The 18,987-nt window shown below is 48.6% G+C and carries 16 protein-coding genes, 1 other RNA gene and 1 pseudogene; 6 read left to right on the forward strand and 12 right to left on the reverse strand.

What is annotated here, in order from left to right; translation table 11 throughout:
* Positions 1-15 precede the first annotated feature (15 nt).
* From DXD65_RS11165 to DXD65_RS11190, 6 genes are all read right to left on the reverse strand, one after another.
* Positions 16-414 (reverse strand): hypothetical protein, encoded by a 399-nt coding sequence (locus tag DXD65_RS11165; protein ID WP_005832284.1) that lies wholly within the window; start codon positions 412-414, stop codon positions 16-18.
* A 113-nt stretch (positions 415-527) separates the two neighbouring features.
* On the reverse strand, positions 528-1,388 hold the full coding sequence (locus tag DXD65_RS11170) for an RNA polymerase sigma factor RpoD/SigA (RefSeq protein WP_002561589.1): 861 nt from the start codon (positions 1,386-1,388) through the stop codon (positions 528-530).
* Positions 1,389-1,580: 192 nt separating this feature from the next.
* Positions 1,581-3,110: a Do family serine endopeptidase gene (locus tag DXD65_RS11175; RefSeq protein ID WP_005831283.1), complete on the reverse strand. Its 1,530-nt coding sequence runs from the start codon at positions 3,108-3,110 to the stop codon at positions 1,581-1,583.
* Between the two features lie 347 nt (positions 3,111-3,457).
* Positions 3,458-4,792 (reverse strand): transglutaminase-like domain-containing protein, encoded by a 1,335-nt coding sequence (locus DXD65_RS11180; protein WP_005831285.1) that lies wholly within the window; start codon positions 4,790-4,792, stop codon positions 3,458-3,460.
* Entirely contained in the window at positions 4,789-5,961 is a 1,173-nt protein-coding gene (locus tag DXD65_RS11185; RefSeq protein ID WP_008664809.1) for a dipeptide epimerase, read from the reverse strand. Before DXD65_RS11185 ends, DXD65_RS11180 begins: the two co-directional genes overlap by 4 nt.
* 131 nt (positions 5,962-6,092) lie before the next feature.
* Entirely contained in the window at positions 6,093-7,298 is a 1,206-nt protein-coding gene (locus DXD65_RS11190) for an NlpC/P60 family protein (protein ID WP_117887639.1), read from the reverse strand.
* Between the two features lie 200 nt (positions 7,299-7,498).
* Between DXD65_RS11190 and rnpB the strand changes: the two genes are divergently transcribed.
* An RNA gene (gene rnpB, locus DXD65_RS11195) (RNase P RNA component class A) lies at positions 7,499-7,912 on the forward strand.
* A gap of 30 nt (positions 7,913-7,942) precedes the next feature.
* Entirely contained in the window at positions 7,943-9,262 is a 1,320-nt protein-coding gene (locus DXD65_RS11200) for a YihY/virulence factor BrkB family protein (protein WP_117887640.1), read from the forward strand.
* A 136-nt stretch (positions 9,263-9,398) separates the two neighbouring features.
* Here the strand turns inward: DXD65_RS11200 and DXD65_RS11205 are convergent.
* The 6 genes and pseudogenes from DXD65_RS11205 to pstC form a co-directional block, all read right to left on the reverse strand.
* Positions 9,399-9,479: pseudogene (locus DXD65_RS11205) on the reverse strand (NAD(P)H nitroreductase); the annotation flags it as partial.
* A 12-nt stretch (positions 9,480-9,491) separates the two neighbouring features.
* Complete coding sequence (locus DXD65_RS11210) at positions 9,492-10,094, reverse strand: riboflavin synthase (RefSeq protein ID WP_117887641.1); 603 nt, start codon at positions 10,092-10,094, stop codon at positions 9,492-9,494.
* A 352-nt stretch (positions 10,095-10,446) separates the two neighbouring features.
* On the reverse strand, positions 10,447-11,142 hold the full coding sequence (gene phoU / locus DXD65_RS11215) for a phosphate signaling complex protein PhoU (protein ID WP_005831301.1): 696 nt from the start codon (positions 11,140-11,142) through the stop codon (positions 10,447-10,449).
* 60 nt (positions 11,143-11,202) lie between these two features.
* Positions 11,203-11,958 carry a phosphate ABC transporter ATP-binding protein PstB gene (gene pstB, locus DXD65_RS11220; protein ID WP_005831304.1) on the reverse strand — a complete coding sequence of 252 codons (756 nt, stop codon included), beginning with the start codon at positions 11,956-11,958 and terminating at the stop codon, positions 11,203-11,205.
* A gap of 17 nt (positions 11,959-11,975) precedes the next feature.
* Positions 11,976-12,836, reverse strand: a complete 861-nt coding sequence (pstA, locus tag DXD65_RS11225) for a phosphate ABC transporter permease PstA (protein WP_117887642.1) — start codon at positions 12,834-12,836, stop codon at positions 11,976-11,978.
* 12 nt (positions 12,837-12,848) lie between these two features.
* On the reverse strand, positions 12,849-14,033 hold the full coding sequence (gene pstC / locus DXD65_RS11230) for a phosphate ABC transporter permease subunit PstC (protein ID WP_035448808.1): 1,185 nt from the start codon (positions 14,031-14,033) through the stop codon (positions 12,849-12,851).
* Between the two features lie 191 nt (positions 14,034-14,224).
* On the opposite strand from pstC, the gene DXD65_RS11235 reads away from it, so the two are divergent.
* From DXD65_RS11235 to DXD65_RS11250, 4 genes are all read left to right on the forward strand, one after another.
* A complete protein-coding gene (locus DXD65_RS11235) occupies positions 14,225-15,046 on the forward strand; it encodes a PstS family phosphate ABC transporter substrate-binding protein (RefSeq protein WP_035448809.1) in 822 nt (273 codons plus the stop codon).
* A gap of 74 nt (positions 15,047-15,120) precedes the next feature.
* The gene (locus tag DXD65_RS11240) at positions 15,121-16,860 is read left to right on the forward strand and encodes a glutamine--tRNA ligase/YqeY domain fusion protein (RefSeq protein ID WP_005832304.1); all 1,740 of its coding nucleotides are present in this window, start codon (positions 15,121-15,123) and stop codon (positions 16,858-16,860) included.
* Positions 16,861-16,864: 4 nt separating this feature from the next.
* On the forward strand, positions 16,865-18,277 hold the full coding sequence (locus DXD65_RS11245) for a tetratricopeptide repeat protein (protein ID WP_005831314.1): 1,413 nt from the start codon (positions 16,865-16,867) through the stop codon (positions 18,275-18,277).
* Positions 18,278-18,305: 28 nt separating this feature from the next.
* A complete protein-coding gene (locus tag DXD65_RS11250; protein ID WP_005831315.1) occupies positions 18,306-18,944 on the forward strand; it encodes a DedA family protein in 639 nt (212 codons plus the stop codon).
* Positions 18,945-18,987: the final 43 nt, after the last annotated feature.

The raw sequence follows: 18,987 nt of genomic DNA on the forward strand, positions 1-18,987 counted from the left end.
TGTATATTCCCTAAATTATTCCTGCGGTTTTGTAAATGTGAAAGCTTCAGGCTTCACCACCTGCAAAACCATATTCTTACTCTTCTTATACTTACCTTTTACCTTTACAGCCTCTTTTTCCAACTTTTTCCTGTTTTCAGAGAAATAAATCATACAAGTATAGTCCGGCTTCTTCAGATTGTACTCCAGATAGTTCTTGAGCTGGTAAGTGTATAAATCACGCTTGGGCAAGAATCCATTCTTATCCAGCTCTACGCTGTCCAATACCTGGATGTCTGTATAATATACGATGGAGTCATTGAAAGAAGCCGCCACACCAAAAGCATATACAGCCTTTTCCTTATCTTTCATTGTAAAAGCCGAGCACAACGCAAAAACCAAAGCTACGGCACAAAGTATACGAACGTATTTCATTGAGTTATAAGTTATGAATTATCAATGGGGCAAAGATATAAAAAAAACCGCACGCCTACTAAAGACGTACGGTTTTTAATTCCTTCTATTTGTCGGAAACTGATATTTCTTATTTATCCCAAATAAGATTTGAGCAATTTACTACGATTACTTTGTCTTAATCTTCTGATTGCTTTTTCCTTAATCTGACGCACACGCTCACGGGTCAAGCCGAATTTGTCGCCGATTTCCTCTAATGTCATTTCCTGCTGTCCGATACCGAAAAACATCTGTATGATTTCTTTTTCCCTATCGGTTAACGTAGAAAGAGCTCTATCAATTTCCCTCGCAAGAGACTCGTTCACCAAAGAGCGGTCAGCCATAGGGGAGTCATCGTTGACCAGTACATCGAGCAAGCTGTTGTCCTCTCCTTCTACAAAAGGTGCGTCCACCGAAATGTGACGGCCGGACACCTTCAGCGTATCAGAGATTTTGTCAACAGGGATTTCCAGTTCATCGGCAAGCTCTTCAGGAGACGGACGACGTTCGTTTTCCTGCTCGAACTTGGAGAAGGCCTTGCTGATTTTATTCAGCGAACCTACCTGGTTCAACGGAAGACGTACAATACGCGACTGCTCTGCCAAAGCCTGCAGAATGGACTGACGTATCCACCATACTGCATAACTGATGAACTTGAAACCACGTGTTTCATCGAACTTTTCGGCAGCCTTGATCAGTCCTAAATTACCCTCGTTAATCAAGTCGGGCAAACTCAAACCTTGGTTTTGGTACTGCTTGGCCACAGATACAACGAAACGCAGATTGGCACGTGTCAATTTCTCCAGTGCAACACGGTCACCCTTGCGGATGCGCTGAGCGAGCTCCACTTCCTCTTCAACAGTAATGAGGTCTTCGCGACCGATTTCCTGCAAATACTTGTCAAGAGAAGCGCTCTCTCTGTTAGTGATACTTTTTGTAATTTTAAGTTGTCTCATTCTTATAATACAGATTTGGGTTGCAAAGGTACGACAAATTATTTTGTTACAATAATTTCATCCCAACTTTTTCACCTTATTTATATCTTATCCTATATAACAAAAAGGATGCCGGTATGTATTGTACCGACACCCCCTTTTTCGCTATTGTTAGCTAATATTACAATCTTCTTACCTAACTATCCCTATTTTTTATTCTTGAGTCAAATCAACGGCATACATTGCACGTTTTCCTGACGGGAACATACCGGTGATGAACAAACCTTGCTCAGGAGACTTTCTTGCCTCTTTCATCGCCTTTTCCAAATCGTCTACCGTCTTCATCGGCACTCCGTTGGCTTTCAGAATGATGAAGCCCTTGCGGATACCTGCATCGGCCATCTTGCCATTGGTAACCCCGGTAACTTCCAGACCGTAACCCAGGTTCAACTGCTTCTTCAGCTCGGAAGATACGGGCTTGAAGGCTGCACCCAAGATTTCCATTCCGGCATCCTTCACTACCTTCGTAGTGCCTTGCTCATTCTTCAGCGTGATTTCGAATTCCTTTTCCTTCTTGTCACGAACCACTGTTACCTTCACTTTGTCGCCCGGACGGTGTTTTGCCAGCATTTCCTGCAAATCCGAGAACTTGTGAATCTTCTTGCCGTTCAATGCTATGATTACATCATTTTCCTTCAAGATGCCGGCAGCGGAACCACCTTCAACAACTTCGGCCACATAGATACCCTCTTTCACACCAAGTTCGTCGGCCTTCTTCTTCAGTTCTTCGGTCCAGCGTTCGTCCATCTGCAGGTCTGTGCTCAAATCACTACCCTTGATGCCAAGGAGCGCGCGCTGCACGGTACCAAACTGTTTCAAGTCGGCTACCACCTTTGTCATAATGCTGGTAGGGATGGCAAAACCATAGCCGGAATAAGCACCCGTGGGTGAGTAAAGCATGGCATTGATACCAACCAGCTCGCCTTTGGCATTCACCAACGCACCACCACTATTACCTTGGTTGATGGCAGCATCCGTCTGAATGAAAGACTGGATGTTTGCAGCTTGTCCATTGGAGGCAGAAGAGCCAATGGAACGGGCTTTTGCACTGACGATACCAGCTGTTACGGTAGAGTTCAGGTTGAACGGATTACCTACTGCCAATACCCATTCTCCCACCTTCAACTGGTCGGAGTCACCAACCGGAATTGTCGGAAAGTCATCCCCTTCAATCTTAATCAATGCCAAGTCCGTGCTGGGGTCAGTACCGATGATGCGTCCTTTCAGCTCACGGTCGTCATTCAGTTTCACAGTGATTTCATCAGCACCTTCCACCACGTGATTGTTCGTCACAATATATCCGTCTTTGGAGATGATGACACCCGAACCGAAACCTACACGCGGCTGGGTCTGTATCTGGCGCTGGCGTCCACGACCGTCTCCAAAGAAGAAGTCAAAAATATCCGGCTGTTCTTGTACCGTCTGGGTCTTACTCAACTGAGTGGCACGTATATGCACTACAGCATGGAGCGAACTCTCCGCTGCTTGTGTCAAATCCACTGGCTGGGCATCCGTTGCATGGAAAGCCGCCGGTAGCAGATTATTGGGGTTCTGTTGGAACAACTCGCTGAATGCGGCAGGCTTTTCCTTATTCAGCATCTTATAAGTGGTCAATCCAGCCACTCCAGAGCTCAGGAGCACGATAGCCGCAACTCCAAGGATGTTTTTTGTTGTCTGTTTCATACTATTCTTCCTATTCTTTAAATTGTTAATATTCAAGTTTCGTTTAACATTACGACGTTAAAATAACGACAAAAAACGTTCAGTTATTCCGCTTGTCACTCTTTTTTGTTCTCTTTTAACAGAGGATATTTAGGGCTTAACAGCGGTTAACGGCAAAGACTGACAAATTAGCATTTATGTACGATTGCTGACTGTTAAAGAACTGACAGATAGGGTATAAAAAGACGCATCACCCGTTGCGGCCGAAACGGATGATGCATTTGGGGTAAACAGATGATGCGTTTATACCAAACAGATGATGTGTTCGGGCTGAACGCATCATCTGTTTTTAGAGGGCAGATAGCACCTTAATAATTCAAGTAATCAATGTCCATGTGGTAGCCCCACTGCGGGAAGTAGAGGTTACCTCCCTCCCACTCCACCTCGCCACGCTGGAAGTCGACGGTCTCGCTGCGGGGATACTGCTTTTCGGGCTGTAGCGGCATGCCGTAATCAGTGTTCACAATCATGCGCCAAGAGTCTATACCACCCAGGAAGAAATATTCTTCGTCGGCATTGCGGGCAAAGGCAGGAATGCCGAATGACTGGTCGACAGGCACCCAACCCACACCCTCGAAGTAGACTTCTGCCCAATCGTGCAGATTCCATGCACGGGGATGCATCATGAAGCCGCTCTGGAAATGTGCGGGAATACCACTGATGCGGCAAAGCGTAATGAACAGCAGGCTGACTTGGCCACAGTCTCCGTGACGGTTGTCCAACACATATTCCGGGATATTCTCAATGGTGGAATATTCGCGTGCAGAAGCCCACGGGAAGTTGTCATTCACCCAACGGAAGATACGTTTGGCTTTCAGGTAGGGGTTGGTTTCACCGGCTGTCAATTTGGCAGCAAGTTCGCGCAAGCGCGGGGAAAAGACGATATGCTTCTCACGCTCGGCAGTATATTCCTTATAAAGGGCGGTCGTCGTATCATAGGGCTGCACATCTTCCGGCTTCAGATTATGCCATTCGCCGTTGGCGGTAAACTCAAAGGTTTCGGAGAATACGGTCGGTTCGCCTTCGACAGCACGTTTCTCCATGTACAATGTACTGTGACGGCACTCGGGCGACGAAAAGGTGTATTGCGGTTCGCTGGCCGAAATGAACTTGACATCCTGCTGCCGGGCCTGGTCCTGACGGGGATAGGGTAACCAGCAACGGATGATTTTCCCGGCAGGCACGGCATTGGTATCTACGGTCAACGTGTAGGTGACGCGCATGCGCTTCGGCGCAACAATGGCCTTGCCCTCTTTCTTCACAGCAGAAATGATTTCGGGCAGGTTCTCCATATTCACTTTCTCGCTGCCACTCGGCGAAGTGCCTTCCTTGGCTATCTTGATGTCATAGCAAGTGGAGTCCACACGAAACAGATTAGGTCCGGCATTGCGGAAATAGCGTTTCTCTCCATCCAGCATCATGCACTCCAAAGCTTTGGAGGCTTCCCACTGGCGCATCTGCTCATCGGTCACGTCGGGAATATACTTGCGGATATAGTCCTTCACCTGGGATTCCGTCATACAGAAATCCGTAAGCAGACGTTGGTACAGGTCGTCCTCCCAATTATAGGGCTTGCTCTCGGGCTTCGTGCTGCATGCAGAAGCCATCACAAACAGAGCGACGGTATACAATAGCTTTCTCATAACTTCACCACTCCAATACCCGGCAAATCGGGCAACGTTATCTTACCTTTCACAACCTCCATACCCTTGAAACGGTCGTTCGCAATCAGCAGACTACCGTCCAAGTCGGCAAAGTCCACTGCCGGAGAGAATTGGGAGGCAGCGGTAATGGCACAAGAGGTCTCGGTCATACATCCTACCATCACTTTCATGTCCAATGCACGTGCCAAAGTCACCATCTTCCAGGCTTCGCGCATGCCGGTACACTTCATCAGCTTGATGTTGATGCCCGTAAAGGCACCCTTCAAGCCTGCCACATCCTTCAGACGCTGAATGGACTCATCGGCAAATATGGGCAACGGGCTTTGCTGGGTGACCCATGCAATATCGTCCAGTTGTTCCTTGGGCATCGGTTGCTCTATCATGACAATTCCTTTTTCGTGCAGCCAATGTATCATATCGAGCGCATGATGTTTGTCCTTCCAACCCTGGTTGGCATCAATGGCAATCGGAAGGTCCGTCACCGAACGGATGGTCTCTATCATTTCCTTGTCGTTCTCCCGCCCCAGCTTCACTTTAAGGATATTGAACTGGTCGGCACACTCTTTCGTCTTTTCACGCACCACGTCGGCCGTATCAATACCGATGGTGAAAGTTGTAGAGGGAGTCTTTTCCTTGTCCAAACCCCATATCTTATACCAAGGGGCTTGCAACAGTTTGCCCACAAGGTCGTGCAAGGCGATGTCCACAGCAGTTTTAGCAGCGGAATCCCCTGCCGAGAGGCTGTCTATATAAGCCAGTATATCTTCCAGCTGAAAGGGGTCTGAGAATTGGCCGATAACATCCTGCACCTTCTTCAGAAAAGCCAGTACACTGTCCATCGTGCCTAGTTCGTGTTGCAGGTACGGGGGCATGGAGGCTTCACCATAACCGATAATGCCATCATATTCTATCTCGACCTGAACGTCGGGAGTGGTAGTACGCGAGTAGGTGGCCACTGTAAAGACATGGCGCAATTTCAGTTCATAGGGGAAGAAACGCAGTTTCATTTTGGGGGTTACACCTGCCCTACTGTTCACGTTGAACAAGGAAGGAGCGTCATTTCCTCCGGCAAATACATGATTGATTGCCATGCCTGAGCCGAGTGCGGCAAAAGCGGCGGTTTTCAGGAAATCTCTTCTGTTTGACATAATTGTGTGTGTATTAAATGTGCCAATATGCTAATGGGCTAATGTGCCAATGGGCTGCGCTATGTATATGCTACGTTATGTTTGCACCGTCACGCCGCAGGTCATTGGCATATTGGCACATTAGCACATTATTACATTGAATAAAATGGATTCGTTTCCGTTGTATTGAGCGACGCCTCCTTATTTATATAAGGTAACACGCGCGTAGCGAACAACAGTCTACCGAGGTTGTATTCATCGAACAGCTCGTCGTCGAGGCTGAAGCTATTGACGCGCACATCGCCTTGCGAATGGATGAAACGCTTGTTGCCGATATACATGCCGACATGTACCACACGTTCCTTGCGTTCCGGCGTCGCCTTGCGCCCGAAGAAAATCAAATCGCCCGGCTGGAGGTTACTGAAATCAGGAGCGATATCGATATGCTCGCCCACGTATGCCTGCTGGGAAGCATCCCGCGGAATGATGATGTCGTGCATGAAAAGAACGGTGCGCATGAAGCCGCTACAATCCACCCCTTTGGAGGAAGTGCCAGCCCAAAGATAAGGGATGCCCATCATGCTATGCGCCGTGGCTATAATGCTGGCGGCATCCTGCTTCAAGGTGGCACGCCATTTCTTCTCAGGCATGGAGATGGATTTGGAGATATATCCCTGACGGCCGTCGGGATAAGCCACCTTATAAAAGGCACCTTTTGTCCCCTCCCACTTCAGGCGGTTTCCTGCAGCAACATCAGAGACGGTCTGCGATGCCTGGCTGGGCTGTGAGTAGACAAAGCCATAATGCGAAGTCACCACTATTTTCTCTGCATTGTTCCAAGCGGTCAGCTCTTCCCGCGTGACGGGATGTATGCCTACTCGGTGTACCCATGCAATGTAGTTATCCGGTGTCTGGATACGGTACCAGCCGTCGCGCTGCAACACCCGCACCGGCATACCCATCAAGCCTTGCGTCATCATTTCTGAAGAGAAATCCGGGTCTACCCGAAGATTGCACACAGACACATTGACAATGCCATACGTCTTGCCTTCAAGTCCGGCCTCATCCGGAAGCACTTGCAGACAATCCATCACCGCATATCCTTTCTTTGCCAAACCATCCAGCAAAGCCGTCTTTGCCTCTGCCGAAGTGGTGACACCACGCAACATCACATTCTTTCCGGAGAAAGAGTAATCCACATCGAACAAAGCCACGCGCTTGTCCGGTGCAAACTTTTGTTTCAAACTGTCAGCGAGTTGCGCCACTTCTGCAGGTATTGTACGGTCACCCACTTCCGAAGCGACAGCAAAAAGCGGGATTAACAGAAATAAAGAAAAAAGAGAGGATAACTTTTTCATTGGCCAAAAGGATTTGGGGGTTATTACTAATAGCAAAGCTACGAATTTATTCCGAAATAGATACATGTTTTTAAGATAATTAAGAGTAAAGAATGAAGAATGAAGGATTCATCCGTACTGCATCCGCACACTGCACAACAAATTCTTCATCCTTCATTCTTCATTCTTCATTAATATTGCCTATCTTTGTACCCTATAAAGCAGTTGGTCGGTCTGTCGCTTGCGCCTCGTGCGTATGAGGAAAGTCCGGGCAACACAGAGCGTCCCACTTCCTAACAGAAAGCTGTCCGTGAGGGTAGAGTAACGTAGAAGAAAATAACCGCCGTCGCCCTTGGGCTACGGTAAGGGTGAGAAGGTGGGGTAAGAGCCTACCAGTCTTGTGGCGACACAAGGGCTGTGCGTCTTGGGAGTTGTAAGGTCATGTAAACCGACGTTATGAGAGTTGCTCGCTCCATGTCGGAGGGTAGACCGCTAAAGCTTGTATGGTGACATGCGGCTCAGATAAATGACAGACACTTCTTTAATGGAGAATGGATAATGAAGAATGGATAATTCCTAATTAGGCTTTTTCAGAAACAGAAGAACAGAACCCGGCTTACAGACTGACTGCTTTTTTATTGACAATGGATAATCGAGATAATAGCATGAACAAGCGTATTGCTGCCCTTTGGAAATTCCTCACCTACGACATCTGGCGTATTACGGAAGATGAAGTCACGCGAACGACCTTTTCCGTATACAATATCATCAAGACGATTTATCTTTGCATCAACCGCTTCACCAAAGACCGGATAGTAAACAAAGCCTCGGCGCTGACTTACAGTACGCTGCTTGCCATCGTGCCTATTCTTGCCATTTTGTTTGCCATAGCCCGCGGTTTCGGATTCGATAATCTGATGGAAAGCCAGATTATCAACGGTTTCGGCGGTCCTACGGAAACCACGGAAGTCATCCTGCAATTCGTGAATTCGTATTTGTCTCAGACCAAGAGTGGAATATTCATCGGAGTGGGTCTGATTATGTTGCTGTGGACAGTCCTGAATCTAATCAACAATATGGAAATCACCTTCAACCGCATCTGGCAGGTGAAAAAGGCGCGCAGCATGTACCGCAAAATAACGGATTACTTCTCTATGCTTCTGCTGATGCCCATTCTGCTGGTGGTGTCCGGTGGTCTTTCCATCTTCATGAGTACGATGGTGAAGAACCTCGAAGACTTTACCCTGCTGGCTCCCGTCGGCAAGTTTATGGTGCGCCTCATCCCCTTCGTGCTGACCTGGTTCATGTTTACAGCACTGTACGTCTTTATGCCGAATACAAAGGTCAAGCTGAAACACGCACTCATATCCGGTATTCTGGCAGGTACGGCACACCAGGCATTCCAATTCCTTTACATCAGCAGCCAGTTGTGGGTTTCCCGTTACAATGCCATCTATGGTAGTTTTGCCGCCCTTCCGATGTTTCTGCTATGGTTGCAGGTATCCTGGACCATCTGCCTATTCGGTGCCGAACTGACCTACGCCGGACAGAATATCCGGAACTTCAGCTTCGACAAGGATGCGCGCAATATCAGCCGGCGCTACCGCGATTTTATCTCCATCCTGATAATGTCTCTCATAGCCAAGCGCTTTGAACAAGACGTCCAGCCCTATACAGCCGAAGAGATATCCGAAGAGTGCCAGATTCCCATCCGGCTGACACACGAAACCCTTTATGAATTGCAGGAAATCAACCTCCTACATGAAGTGGTGACCGATGAAAAGAGTGAAGACATCGCTTACCAGCCTTCCATGGATATCAACAAAATGAATGTGGCCCTCCTACTGGACAAACTGGACACGCACGGCTCAGAAGATTTCAAAATTGATAAGGAAAATGAATTCAACAACCAATGGGGAGCATTGCTGAAGGCACGGGAGGAATACTACAAGAATGCAAGCAAGGTGCTGCTGAAGGATTTGTAAGCACGCGGAAGTCTTTCCGGAAACTCCGTATCTGCTTTCTTTTTGATTATTTTTTAGACGCGGATGACGCGGATTGGAATATTAAAAAAATCCGCGTCATCTGCGTCATCTGTGTCTAAAAAGTAAATCACCGATATTTCTCAGGCTCCACGGCACGAGTCATATCATAGGCACGGTCACTCTGACGGGATGCCACTAATTGCAGGAAATCGTCCATAGTGCCGTTACCTTATTTATATTGTATCATGCGGCTGATGTACTTACCAATGATATCGAACTCCAGATTCACCACACTGCCCACTTTGAAAGCATGGAAATTGGTATGCTCAAAGGTGTAAGGAATAATGGCCACCTGGAAAGTATCGTCGGTGGGATCGCACACGGTCAGGCTGACACCATTGACCGTTACCGAGCCTTTGTCTACCGTGATGTAGCCGCGCTTTGCCATCTCCTTGTCAAAAGCATACCGGAAAGTAAAGTAATAGCTTCCTTCCGCATCCTTTATATCGATGCAAGTGGCAGTCTGGTCCACATGTCCTTGAACGATATGGCCATCCAGCCGGCCGTTCATCATCATACTACGCTCCACATTCACTTCATCTCCCACCTGCAACAAGCCAAGATTGGAACGGTCCAGCGTTTCCTTCATGGCCGTCACGGTATAGGTATCATCTGTCAGACTGACTACTGTAAGGCAAACACCGTTGTGAGACACACTTTGGTCTATTTTTAATTCACTGACGAATGAACACTTGAAAGTAAAATGTACATTCTCCAGGTCTTTGACCATCGCCACCAATGTGGCACATTCTTCTACTATTCCGGAAAACATGGTTCTATATACTTTTAGGTTATACACGATTTATTATTAATATGCGCAAAGATACAAAAAGCCCTTCGTATAGGTACAAAAAAAAGGAAGCTTTTCACAAAGCCTCCTTTTTCAGTTTTCAATAGGTATTAGTTTTTTTTTAAGGTAAAAAGATTGTTTTCAGGATAACGATGCAAATATAGGCGCTTTTCGTGATACTAACCAAATTAAAAAACATGTCTTATAACATCTTTTTGAAAAATCATTTAAGTTTATTATCATTTCAAAGCATTTTTCTACACCTGCAATCGTTTTCAATGGACAAATATAAGGCTATTTTCCATGAAACACTGAAATTATCCTAAAATTTTGTTTATTTCTTATCATTTAAGTAGTGTTCGTCTGTCTGCCCGCTATGTTTTAACACTTTTGCGTCGATAAAGAACACTATTTCTTCGGCAATATTCGTGATGTGGTCGCCGGAGCGCTCCAACTTGCGGAACACGCTCACCAGGTTCAGACAAGAGAGTGCACTCTCCGGATGCCGGCTGATGTAGTCGGCAAGAATGGCAGTGGCCTCCGCATTGATTTCGTCCAGCATATTGTCCTTTGCAAACACAGCGGTAGCCAATTCTTGGCTCTCCTCCTGAAGTGCCTGCTTGGCAAGCTCGAGCATGGAGAGCACCTGGGCTATCATCTCTTCGAGACGGAGTTGCTTGACCAGCTCAGTGTCCAATGCCGGTTCGTGGCAGTTGAGGGCAAAGCGGGCGATGCCTTCTGCAAAGTCGCCCAGACGCTCCAGGTTCGTATTGATTTTGAGCATGGCAAGCACAAAGCGCAGGTCGATGGCAACGGGGTTGTAAAGGGCAATGATGTCCTCCACGTCGCTGTCTATTTTCAGTTCGAAAGCATTGACGCGACGTTCGCGCACCAATACCTGCTGGGCCAGTTCCCGGTCCAGCGTAAGCACGGCATCACCTGCACGGTCGAGCTGATTATATACCAGGGTCCACATTTCGTCTATTTCCTTTTTCAGCAAGACGAGTTCAGATTCGATAAACTTCACCATAATGTTTCTATTTTAAGATTACTTTTGTACAACTTATTTTTGCTTGTATGGAACAATCCGCTACCCGAAGCGTCCCGTGATGTAGTTCTGCGTCTCCACCTTATCGGGATTCGTAAATATCTTCCGGGTATCTCCAAACTCCACCATCTGCCCCATATAGAAGAAAGCCGTATTATCACTGACACGCGCTGCCTGTTGCATGTTGTGGGTGACGATGACGATAGTGTACTGCTTCTTCAACTCGTGGATAAGCTCTTCCACCTTGGCAGTGGAGATGGGGTCGAGGGCGGATGCCGGCTCATCCATCAGCAGGACTGAAGGAGACACCGCCATGGCACGGGCTATGCAGAGACGTTGCTGCTGACCGCCGGAGAGGGCGTAGGCAGAGACTTTCAGCTTGTCCTTCACCTCGTCCCAAAGAGCGGCGCCTTTCAGGGTTTCTTCCACCCGCTGACGGATGAAGGCGTTATCGGTGATGCCATTCACACGGAGTCCGTAGGCAACGTTCTCGAAGATGCTTTTTGGGAAAGGATTGGGGCGCTGGAACACCATGCCCACGTTCTTGCGGAGTTCATCCACTTGCACTCCTTTTCCATAGATGTCTTGTCCGTCAATGCGTATCTCGCCAGTCAGACGGGTGTCGGGAATCAAATCGTTCATGCGGTTCAGCAGGCGCAGGAAGGTAGACTTTCCACAGCCCGAGGGACCGATGAAGGCTATCACAGACTTCTCCTCAATGTCCATGCTGATGCCTTTCAGGGCATGGAAATCGCCATACCAGAAGTTCACGTCAAGGGTTTCTATCTTGTTCTTCATACCTATTGTATATGTTTTCAATTCGTCTTAATCTTCTTCTCAAAGTATTTCCGCAGGGCGTTCGCCAGCAGGTTCACCAGGAGGATAATGAGTATCAGCACCAGTGCCGTGCCGTAGGCAATGGGAAGCTGCGCTTCCATATCGGTGCCGCTGGTAGAGATGACGTAGAGGTGATAAGGAAGCGCCATGCACTGGTCGAAGATACTTGTAGGCAGCTGTGGCAGGAAGTAGGCGGCACAGGTGAAAAGGATGGGTGCCGTCTCGCCCGAAACACGCCCCAGCGCCAGAATCAGTCCGGTGATGATATTGGGTATCCCCATCGGCAGGATGACATGCCAGATGGTCTGAAGCTTGGTAGCTCCCAACGCGCGGCTTCCCTCACGCATGCTGTCGGGGATGGCTTTCAGCGCTTCTTCCGTGGTGCGGATAACCAAAGGCAGACTTAGCAGACCCAGCGTCAACGAACCTGCCAGGATGCTGTCTCCAAAATCCATATAGTTGACAAACAGCGCCATGCCAAACAGACCGAACACGATAGAAGGGATGCCGCTCAGATTATTCGTCATCATCCGTATGAAGCGTACCACCCAGCCTTTCGGCACATACTCATTCATATAAATACCGCTCATCACTCCCACCGGAAAGGCAAATAAAGCACTGCCCGCCATCAAGCAGAACGTACCTACAATGGCAGGAAGGATTCCGCCGGCAGTCATACCGTTGGTAGGAGCCGTAGTGAGGAACTCCCAATCGATGACTCCTATACCTTTATATATAATGAAGCCGAGGATTGCAAAAAGAATCCCCACCACACTTAGGCTCAACAGACGGAACAAGCCGAATGCCACGTTTTGCGAAAGATGCTTTCTATTGACCATATCTACCTTCTTTTATTTTCGTCTTGGCGAAACTGCTTCCACCGTGAAGTTTATCAATAAACTGATGAAGAACAGCACGACACCCAGCAAGAACAATGCTTCGTAATGAGGTCCGCCGGCAGGCGCTTCACCTAGTTCGGCGGCAATCGTTGCCGGAATGGTGCGCAGCGGTTCCAGGATGGTATGGGGAATGACGGCGGCGTTGCCCGTCACCATCAGCACAGCCATCGTCTCGCCCACCGCACGGCCGATGCCCAACACCACTCCGGAGGTGATGCCCGAAATGGAGTAAGGAATCACTACCTTATATATAGTCTGCCATTGCGACGCTCCCAGTGCCAGACTGGCTTCACGCATAGCACGAGGGCAGTTTCTCATCGCATCTTCCGTCACCGTAATGATGGTGGGCAGCGCCATAATGGCAAGCACAATACTGCCCGCCAGCCCGCTCTCACCGACCGGCAAGTCGAAGACCTGCTGCAAAAAAGGTACAATGACAATCAAACCGAAAAAGCCGTAAACCACCGACGGTATGCCACTCAGCAACTCAATGATAGGTTTCAGCAGATTCCTTACCCGGGAATTGGCTACCTCCGACATATAGATTGCCACCGACAGACCAAACGGCAGTGCAAAAAGGATGGCAAACAGACTGACCCACAACGTCCCCGTAATGAGCGGCAAAAAGCCGAACTGCGCAGCAGGTGTTGCCGTGGGAAACCATTCAGCACCGGCAAAGACGTCCTTCACCGAGATGGTGTTGTCTTTCAGCAGATGCACCGAGTCCGGACGAACGACGAACTGCTGCGGTACGAAGGCTATAATGCCAGGCGTACGCTCCACCAGCTCCGTAATGCAAGCACCTGCATTTTCATAGGAAGCGCCCAACTGCTCTTCCGTATAATACTGTGTGATGTCCTCCAAACGGAAAAGGCGGATAGGAAGGTCCTCCCCCCCCACTTCGTTCCAGTTTGTCAGCTCTTCATCAAAGACATCCTTTATCTGTGCCGGAGTCAGTTCGCTCACCCGGTTCTCCTTATTCAAGGCCAATACATACCCTTCTTCTATCACCTTGCTGCTGAACAAGCCCAGCGCTTCGGAAAAGAGGAACACGACGATAAGTACGATGGTAAGACTCGTCACAAAGCCGCTACAAGCCAGTATACCTTCTACAATCTTCTCAAAAATCTTTTTCATGTTGCCTATTGATTTCTGTATGCAAAGGAACGGGCCGGATGTTAAGGCAGTGTGACTAACGTTTGAAAGAAATGTTTCAAAGGTGTTACAAAACTATTACAACGACTCAAAGCACATTCCATGTAACACATTTGTAATATCCATTACCTTAATTTGCATCATGTGTTTACCCTATTTGCACCATGTGTTTTATGAAGACAAGAAAATTACTCCTACTCCTCGCCCTGGCAGCTGCCACCACTGGCATGCAGGCGCAACGCATCAAAGGCAGCGACACCGTGCTCCCCATAGCGCAGCAGACCGCCGAACGCTTTATGACCCTAAACCCCTCTGCCCGTGTCACCGTGACCGGCGGCGGAACCGGTGTCGGTATTTCAGCCCTGCTGGACCAGACCACGGACATCGCCATGGCTTCCCGCGCCATCAAGTTCAGCGAAAAGATGAAGGCCAAAGCCGCCGGAGAAGACTTGGCAGAAGTTCCCATCGCCTACGATGCCCTTGCCGTAGTGGTCCACCCCTCCAACCCAGTGAAACAACTGACCCGCCAACAACTGGAAGATATCTTCCGGGGCAAAGTCACCAACTGGCAGCAAGTGGGCGGAGACGACCGCAAAATCGTAGTCTACTCCCGCGAGACTTCCTCCGGTACCTACGAGTTCTTCAAGGAAAGCGTACTGAAAAACAAGAACTACATGAGCAGCAGTCTCTCCATGCCTGCCACGGGAGCCATTATCCAATCCGTCAGCCAAACTCGCGGAGCCATCGGATATGTGGGTCTAGCCTATGTATCACCGCGTATCAAGACACTCGCCGTTTCATACGACGGGCAGCATTATGCCGCTCCCACGCTGGAGAATGCCATCAATAAGACTTATCCGATAGTACGCCCGCTATACTATTATTATAACCGAAAAAACGCCTCGGTCGTAGCCCCTCTGCTCGATTTCATCTTGTCTGCCGCAGGACAGAAAATCATCAAAGAGAGCGGATATATCCCGGTACATAAAGAATAAATCTTCATTCTTCATTCTTCATTCTTCATTTTTTTACCCTATCTTTGTCCCCACGATACGAAAATAGTAACATTATGGCAGAAATAAAGAGCGAAGAAACAAGCGAAAAAAAGAGCTTGAACTTCATTGAGCAAATAGTAGAAAACGATTTGAAAGAGGGTAAAAACGGGGGAAAAGTACAGACACGCTTCCCGCCCGAACCAAACGGTTACCTCCACATCGGACACGCCAAGGCCATCTGCCTTGATTTCGGTATTGCCGCCGCACACGGCGGTGTCTGCAACCTGCGTTTCGATGACACCAATCCCACCAAAGAAGATGTGGAATATGTAGAAGCCATCAAGGAAGACATCCAGTGGCTGGGCTACAAATGGGGTAACGAATATTACGCTTCCGACTATTTCCAGCAATTGTGGGACTTCGCTATCCGCCTCATCAAAGAGGGCAAGGCATACATCGACGAACAGACTTCCGAGCAGATTGCCGCCCAGAAAGGAACTCCCACCCAGCCCGGTGTGGAAAGTCCCTACCGCAACCGTCCTATCGAAGAAACACTGGATTTGTTCCAGAAGATGAACAGCGGCGAGATTGAGGAAGGTGCCATGGTGCTCCGTGCCAAGATAGACATGGCAAGCCCCAACATGCACTTCCGCGACCCTATCATCTACCGTGTAGTGAAGCATCCGCACCATCGCACGGGCACCACTTGGAAGGCTTATCCGATGTACGACTTCGCCCACGGGCAAAGCGACTTCTTCGAAGGCGTGACACACTCGCTCTGCACACTGGAGTTTGTGCCCCACCGTCCACTCTACGATCTCTTCGTGGACTGGGTGAAGGAAGGCAAAGACCTCGACGATAACCGCCCCCATCAGTATGAGTTCAACAAACTGAACCTCAGCTATACGCTGATGAGCAAGCGCAACCTGCTGACTCTGGTCAAGGAAGGTCTGGTAAACGGTTGGGACGACCCCCGCATGCCGACCATCTGCGGTTTCCGCCGTAGGGGATACTCTCCGGAGTCCATTCATAAGTTCATCGACAAAATAGGATATACAACCTACGATGCGCTCAATGAATTCGCCCTGCTGGAAAGCGCCGTGCGCGAGGACTTGAACGACCGCGCCACCCGCGTATCTGCCGTACTGAATCCGGTGAAGCTTATCATCACCAACTATCCCGAAGGGCAAGTGGAAGAGATGGAAGCCGTCAACAACCCCGAACATCCCGAAGAAGGCAACCACGTCATCGAATTCAGCCGCGAACTTTGGATGGAGCGCGACGACTTCATGGAAGATGCTCCGAAGAAATATTTCCGCATGACACCGGGACAAGAGGTACGTCTGAAGAACGCGTACATCGTGAAGTGTACCGGCTGCAAGAAGAACGATGCCGGTGAAATCACCGAAGTATATTGCGAATACGACCCCGATACCAAGAGCGGTCTGCCCGGAGCCAACCGTAAGGTGAAAGGCACCATCCACTGGGTAAGTTGTGCCCACTGCCTCGAAGCAGAAGTACGTCTCTACGACCGTCTGTGGAAAGTGGAGAACCCGCGCGACGAGCTTGCCGCCATCCGCGAAGCGAAGAACTGCGACGCACTGACAGCCATGAAAGAGATGATCAACCCCGACTCCCTGAATGTGCTGCCCTGCTGCTACATCGAGAAGTACGCTGCCGGCATGCAGCCCCTCTCCTACCTGCAGTTCCAACGTATCGGTTATTTTAATGTTGACAAAGATTCTACGCCAGAAAAAATGGTATTCAACCGTACTGTAGGTCTGAAAGACGTTTGGGGTAAAATCAATAAATAAGAATATGAGTAAAAAAAACCTGCTGTCCGGAAGAGACAAAGAACTGCAAGAAATGGCAGAACAATATGAAGCTGCCAAAGCAGAGAACAGAACCATCTATCTAGACGCAGACGACTTAGCCGACCTCGCAGACTGGTATGCCGTGCATCATAAATATGCCATGGCTACCGAGGTCGTAGAGTATGGCTTGGGAATACATCCGGATAATACGGCTCTGCTGGTGGAACAGGCATACTTGTTCCTCGACACCCAGCATAAAGAGCAAGCCAAAGATATATTGGAACGGATTGCCGAAGAATCTTCCGAAGTGAAAGTGCTGAAAGCCAACCTACTGTTGGGCGAAGGCAAAGAAGAAGAAGCGGAAGCGATACTCGACAGCATAGACGATAAGGACGACCTGGCCAATATCGTTGATGTATCCTATATGTACATCGACATGGGATTCCCGGAAAAAGCATTGACATGGCTGACGCGCGGACTCGAAAAATATGCCGAAGAAGAAGCCTACCTTGCCGTCACCGGCGATTGTTACTATGCCCAGGGACTGTTTGAAAAAGCCACCTTCTTCTTCAATAAGCTGATTGACAAGAATCCGTATTCGGCTCCTTACTGGTTTGGACTGGCCCGTTGCTACTTTGACCAGCAGATGTTCGACAAAGCAATCGAAGCATGCGACTATGCCACGGTGGCCGATGACGAGTTTGCCGATGCCTACCTGATGAAAGGACATTCCTTCTTCCAATTGGGAAATGAGGAAAGTGCCATGGAGAACTACCTGCAAGCCGAAAAGTTCCATCTCGTCTCCCACGGTTTCATCAACACCTTCATCGGCCTGAACAAAACCTCCAAAGGAGAGTGGAAAGAAGGATACGACTATCTGGAAAAAGCCATAACGGCCGAAGACAGCCATGACTTCGCCTTGCCTTCTCTTTATGCCAATGCAGCCCTATGCCTGCACAAGATGGGAAAGAAACGCAAAGCACACCAGTATTGTAAAAAAGCATACGACCTGGCACCCGAAGAGATAGACCCGTACCTGATTGAGGGACGCATCTACATGGAAGAAGGTGAGTATGAGAAAGGTGTGAAGAGATGGGCCAAAGCCTTAGAGTATGCCCCCTATGCGGATACCTGGCACGAAATAGGCATGTGTAGCATGGAAATAGGACAACTGAGCTATGCCAAGCTGGCCTTTGAACATGTCAAAGAGATGGAGCCGGACTTTGAAGGTATCAACGAAAGGCTGACCTCTCTGTATATGCTGCTCAAAGACAAGGAGAACTTCATGAAGTACAACCAGCTGTGCGAACATCCGTTCAGGCTGGAAGAGTTGGACAAATTGCAACAGATACTACAAGAAGATAACCAGGAAGAGCTGGCCCTAGTGATGAAGAATATTTTCAATGCATTACAATAACAGTAATTATATACCACTAATCTAGCAAATGGAATCAGTAGCCTTTATCCAATGGTGTCTCGACCACCTCAATTACTGGACCATCACTTTATTGATGGCCATTGAAAGTTCGTTTATCCCCTTCCCTTCGGAAGTTGTAGTCCCTCCTGCCGCTTGGAAAGCCGCCAACAATGACAACATGAATATATATCTGGTGGTATTGTTTGCAACCATAGGGGCAAATATCGGAGCCTTGATAAACTACTATCTGGCAAAATGGCTGGGACGCCCCATCATTTACAAGTTTGCCAACAGCCGTTTCGGGCACATGTGCCTCATCGACGAAGCCAAAGTGCAGCATGCGGAAGAATATTTTGACAAGCATGGAGCCGTATCAACCTTTGTCGGCCGCCTGATACCTGCCGTACGCCAGTTGATATCCATCCCTGCCGGTCTGGCACGCATGAAACTGGGAACTTTCTTGCTGTACACTACCCTGGGTGCGGGCCTTTGGAATTCCATCCTGGCTTTCATCGGATATTACTTGTCCACAGTACCCGGCATCGAGAACGAGGAACAGCTGCTTGCCAAAGTAACGGAATACAGCCATGAGATAGGTTATGTATTTATCGGCATCGGTGTACTCATCGTGGCATTCTTCATCTATAAAGGCATGAAGAAGAAATAAAAAAGAAAACGGCATGATAATAAAAAAGCGGTGGACAGCATGA

This window comes from Bacteroides sp. 4_1_36 (genome assembly GCF_003466325.1).
Lineage (GTDB): Bacteria > Bacteroidota > Bacteroidia > Bacteroidales > Bacteroidaceae > Bacteroides > Bacteroides uniformis.

Excerpts from the sequence above, each read along its gene's own strand:
- DXD65_RS11165 (WP_005832284.1), bottom strand. The coding sequence starts at position 414 with ATGAAATACGTTCGTATACTTTGTGCCGTAGCTTTGGTTTTTGCGTTG.
- DXD65_RS11170 (WP_002561589.1), bottom strand. The coding sequence starts at position 1,388 with ATGAGACAACTTAAAATTACAAAAAGTATCACTAACAGAGAGAGCGCT.
- DXD65_RS11175 (WP_005831283.1), bottom strand. The coding sequence starts at position 3,110 with ATGAAACAGACAACAAAAAACATCCTTGGAGTTGCGGCTATCGTGCTC.
- DXD65_RS11180 (WP_005831285.1), bottom strand. The coding sequence starts at position 4,792 with ATGAGAAAGCTATTGTATACCGTCGCTCTGTTTGTGATGGCTTCTGCA.
- DXD65_RS11185 (WP_008664809.1), bottom strand. The coding sequence starts at position 5,961 with ATGTCAAACAGAAGAGATTTCCTGAAAACCGCCGCTTTTGCCGCACTC.
- DXD65_RS11190 (WP_117887639.1), bottom strand. The coding sequence starts at position 7,298 with ATGAAAAAGTTATCCTCTCTTTTTTCTTTATTTCTGTTAATCCCGCTT.
- DXD65_RS11200 (WP_117887640.1), top strand. The coding sequence starts at position 7,943 with ATGAACAAGCGTATTGCTGCCCTTTGGAAATTCCTCACCTACGACATC.
- DXD65_RS11210 (WP_117887641.1), bottom strand. The coding sequence starts at position 10,094 with ATGTTTTCCGGAATAGTAGAAGAATGTGCCACATTGGTGGCGATGGTC.
- phoU (WP_005831301.1), bottom strand. The coding sequence starts at position 11,142 with ATGGTGAAGTTTATCGAATCTGAACTCGTCTTGCTGAAAAAGGAAATA.
- pstB (WP_005831304.1), bottom strand. The coding sequence starts at position 11,958 with ATGAAGAACAAGATAGAAACCCTTGACGTGAACTTCTGGTATGGCGAT.
- pstA (WP_117887642.1), bottom strand. The coding sequence starts at position 12,836 with ATGGTCAATAGAAAGCATCTTTCGCAAAACGTGGCATTCGGCTTGTTC.
- pstC (WP_035448808.1), bottom strand. The coding sequence starts at position 14,033 with ATGAAAAAGATTTTTGAGAAGATTGTAGAAGGTATACTGGCTTGTAGC.
- DXD65_RS11235 (WP_035448809.1), top strand. The coding sequence starts at position 14,225 with ATGAAGACAAGAAAATTACTCCTACTCCTCGCCCTGGCAGCTGCCACC.
- DXD65_RS11240 (WP_005832304.1), top strand. The coding sequence starts at position 15,121 with ATGGCAGAAATAAAGAGCGAAGAAACAAGCGAAAAAAAGAGCTTGAAC.
- DXD65_RS11245 (WP_005831314.1), top strand. The coding sequence starts at position 16,865 with ATGAGTAAAAAAAACCTGCTGTCCGGAAGAGACAAAGAACTGCAAGAA.
- DXD65_RS11250 (WP_005831315.1), top strand. The coding sequence starts at position 18,306 with ATGGAATCAGTAGCCTTTATCCAATGGTGTCTCGACCACCTCAATTAC.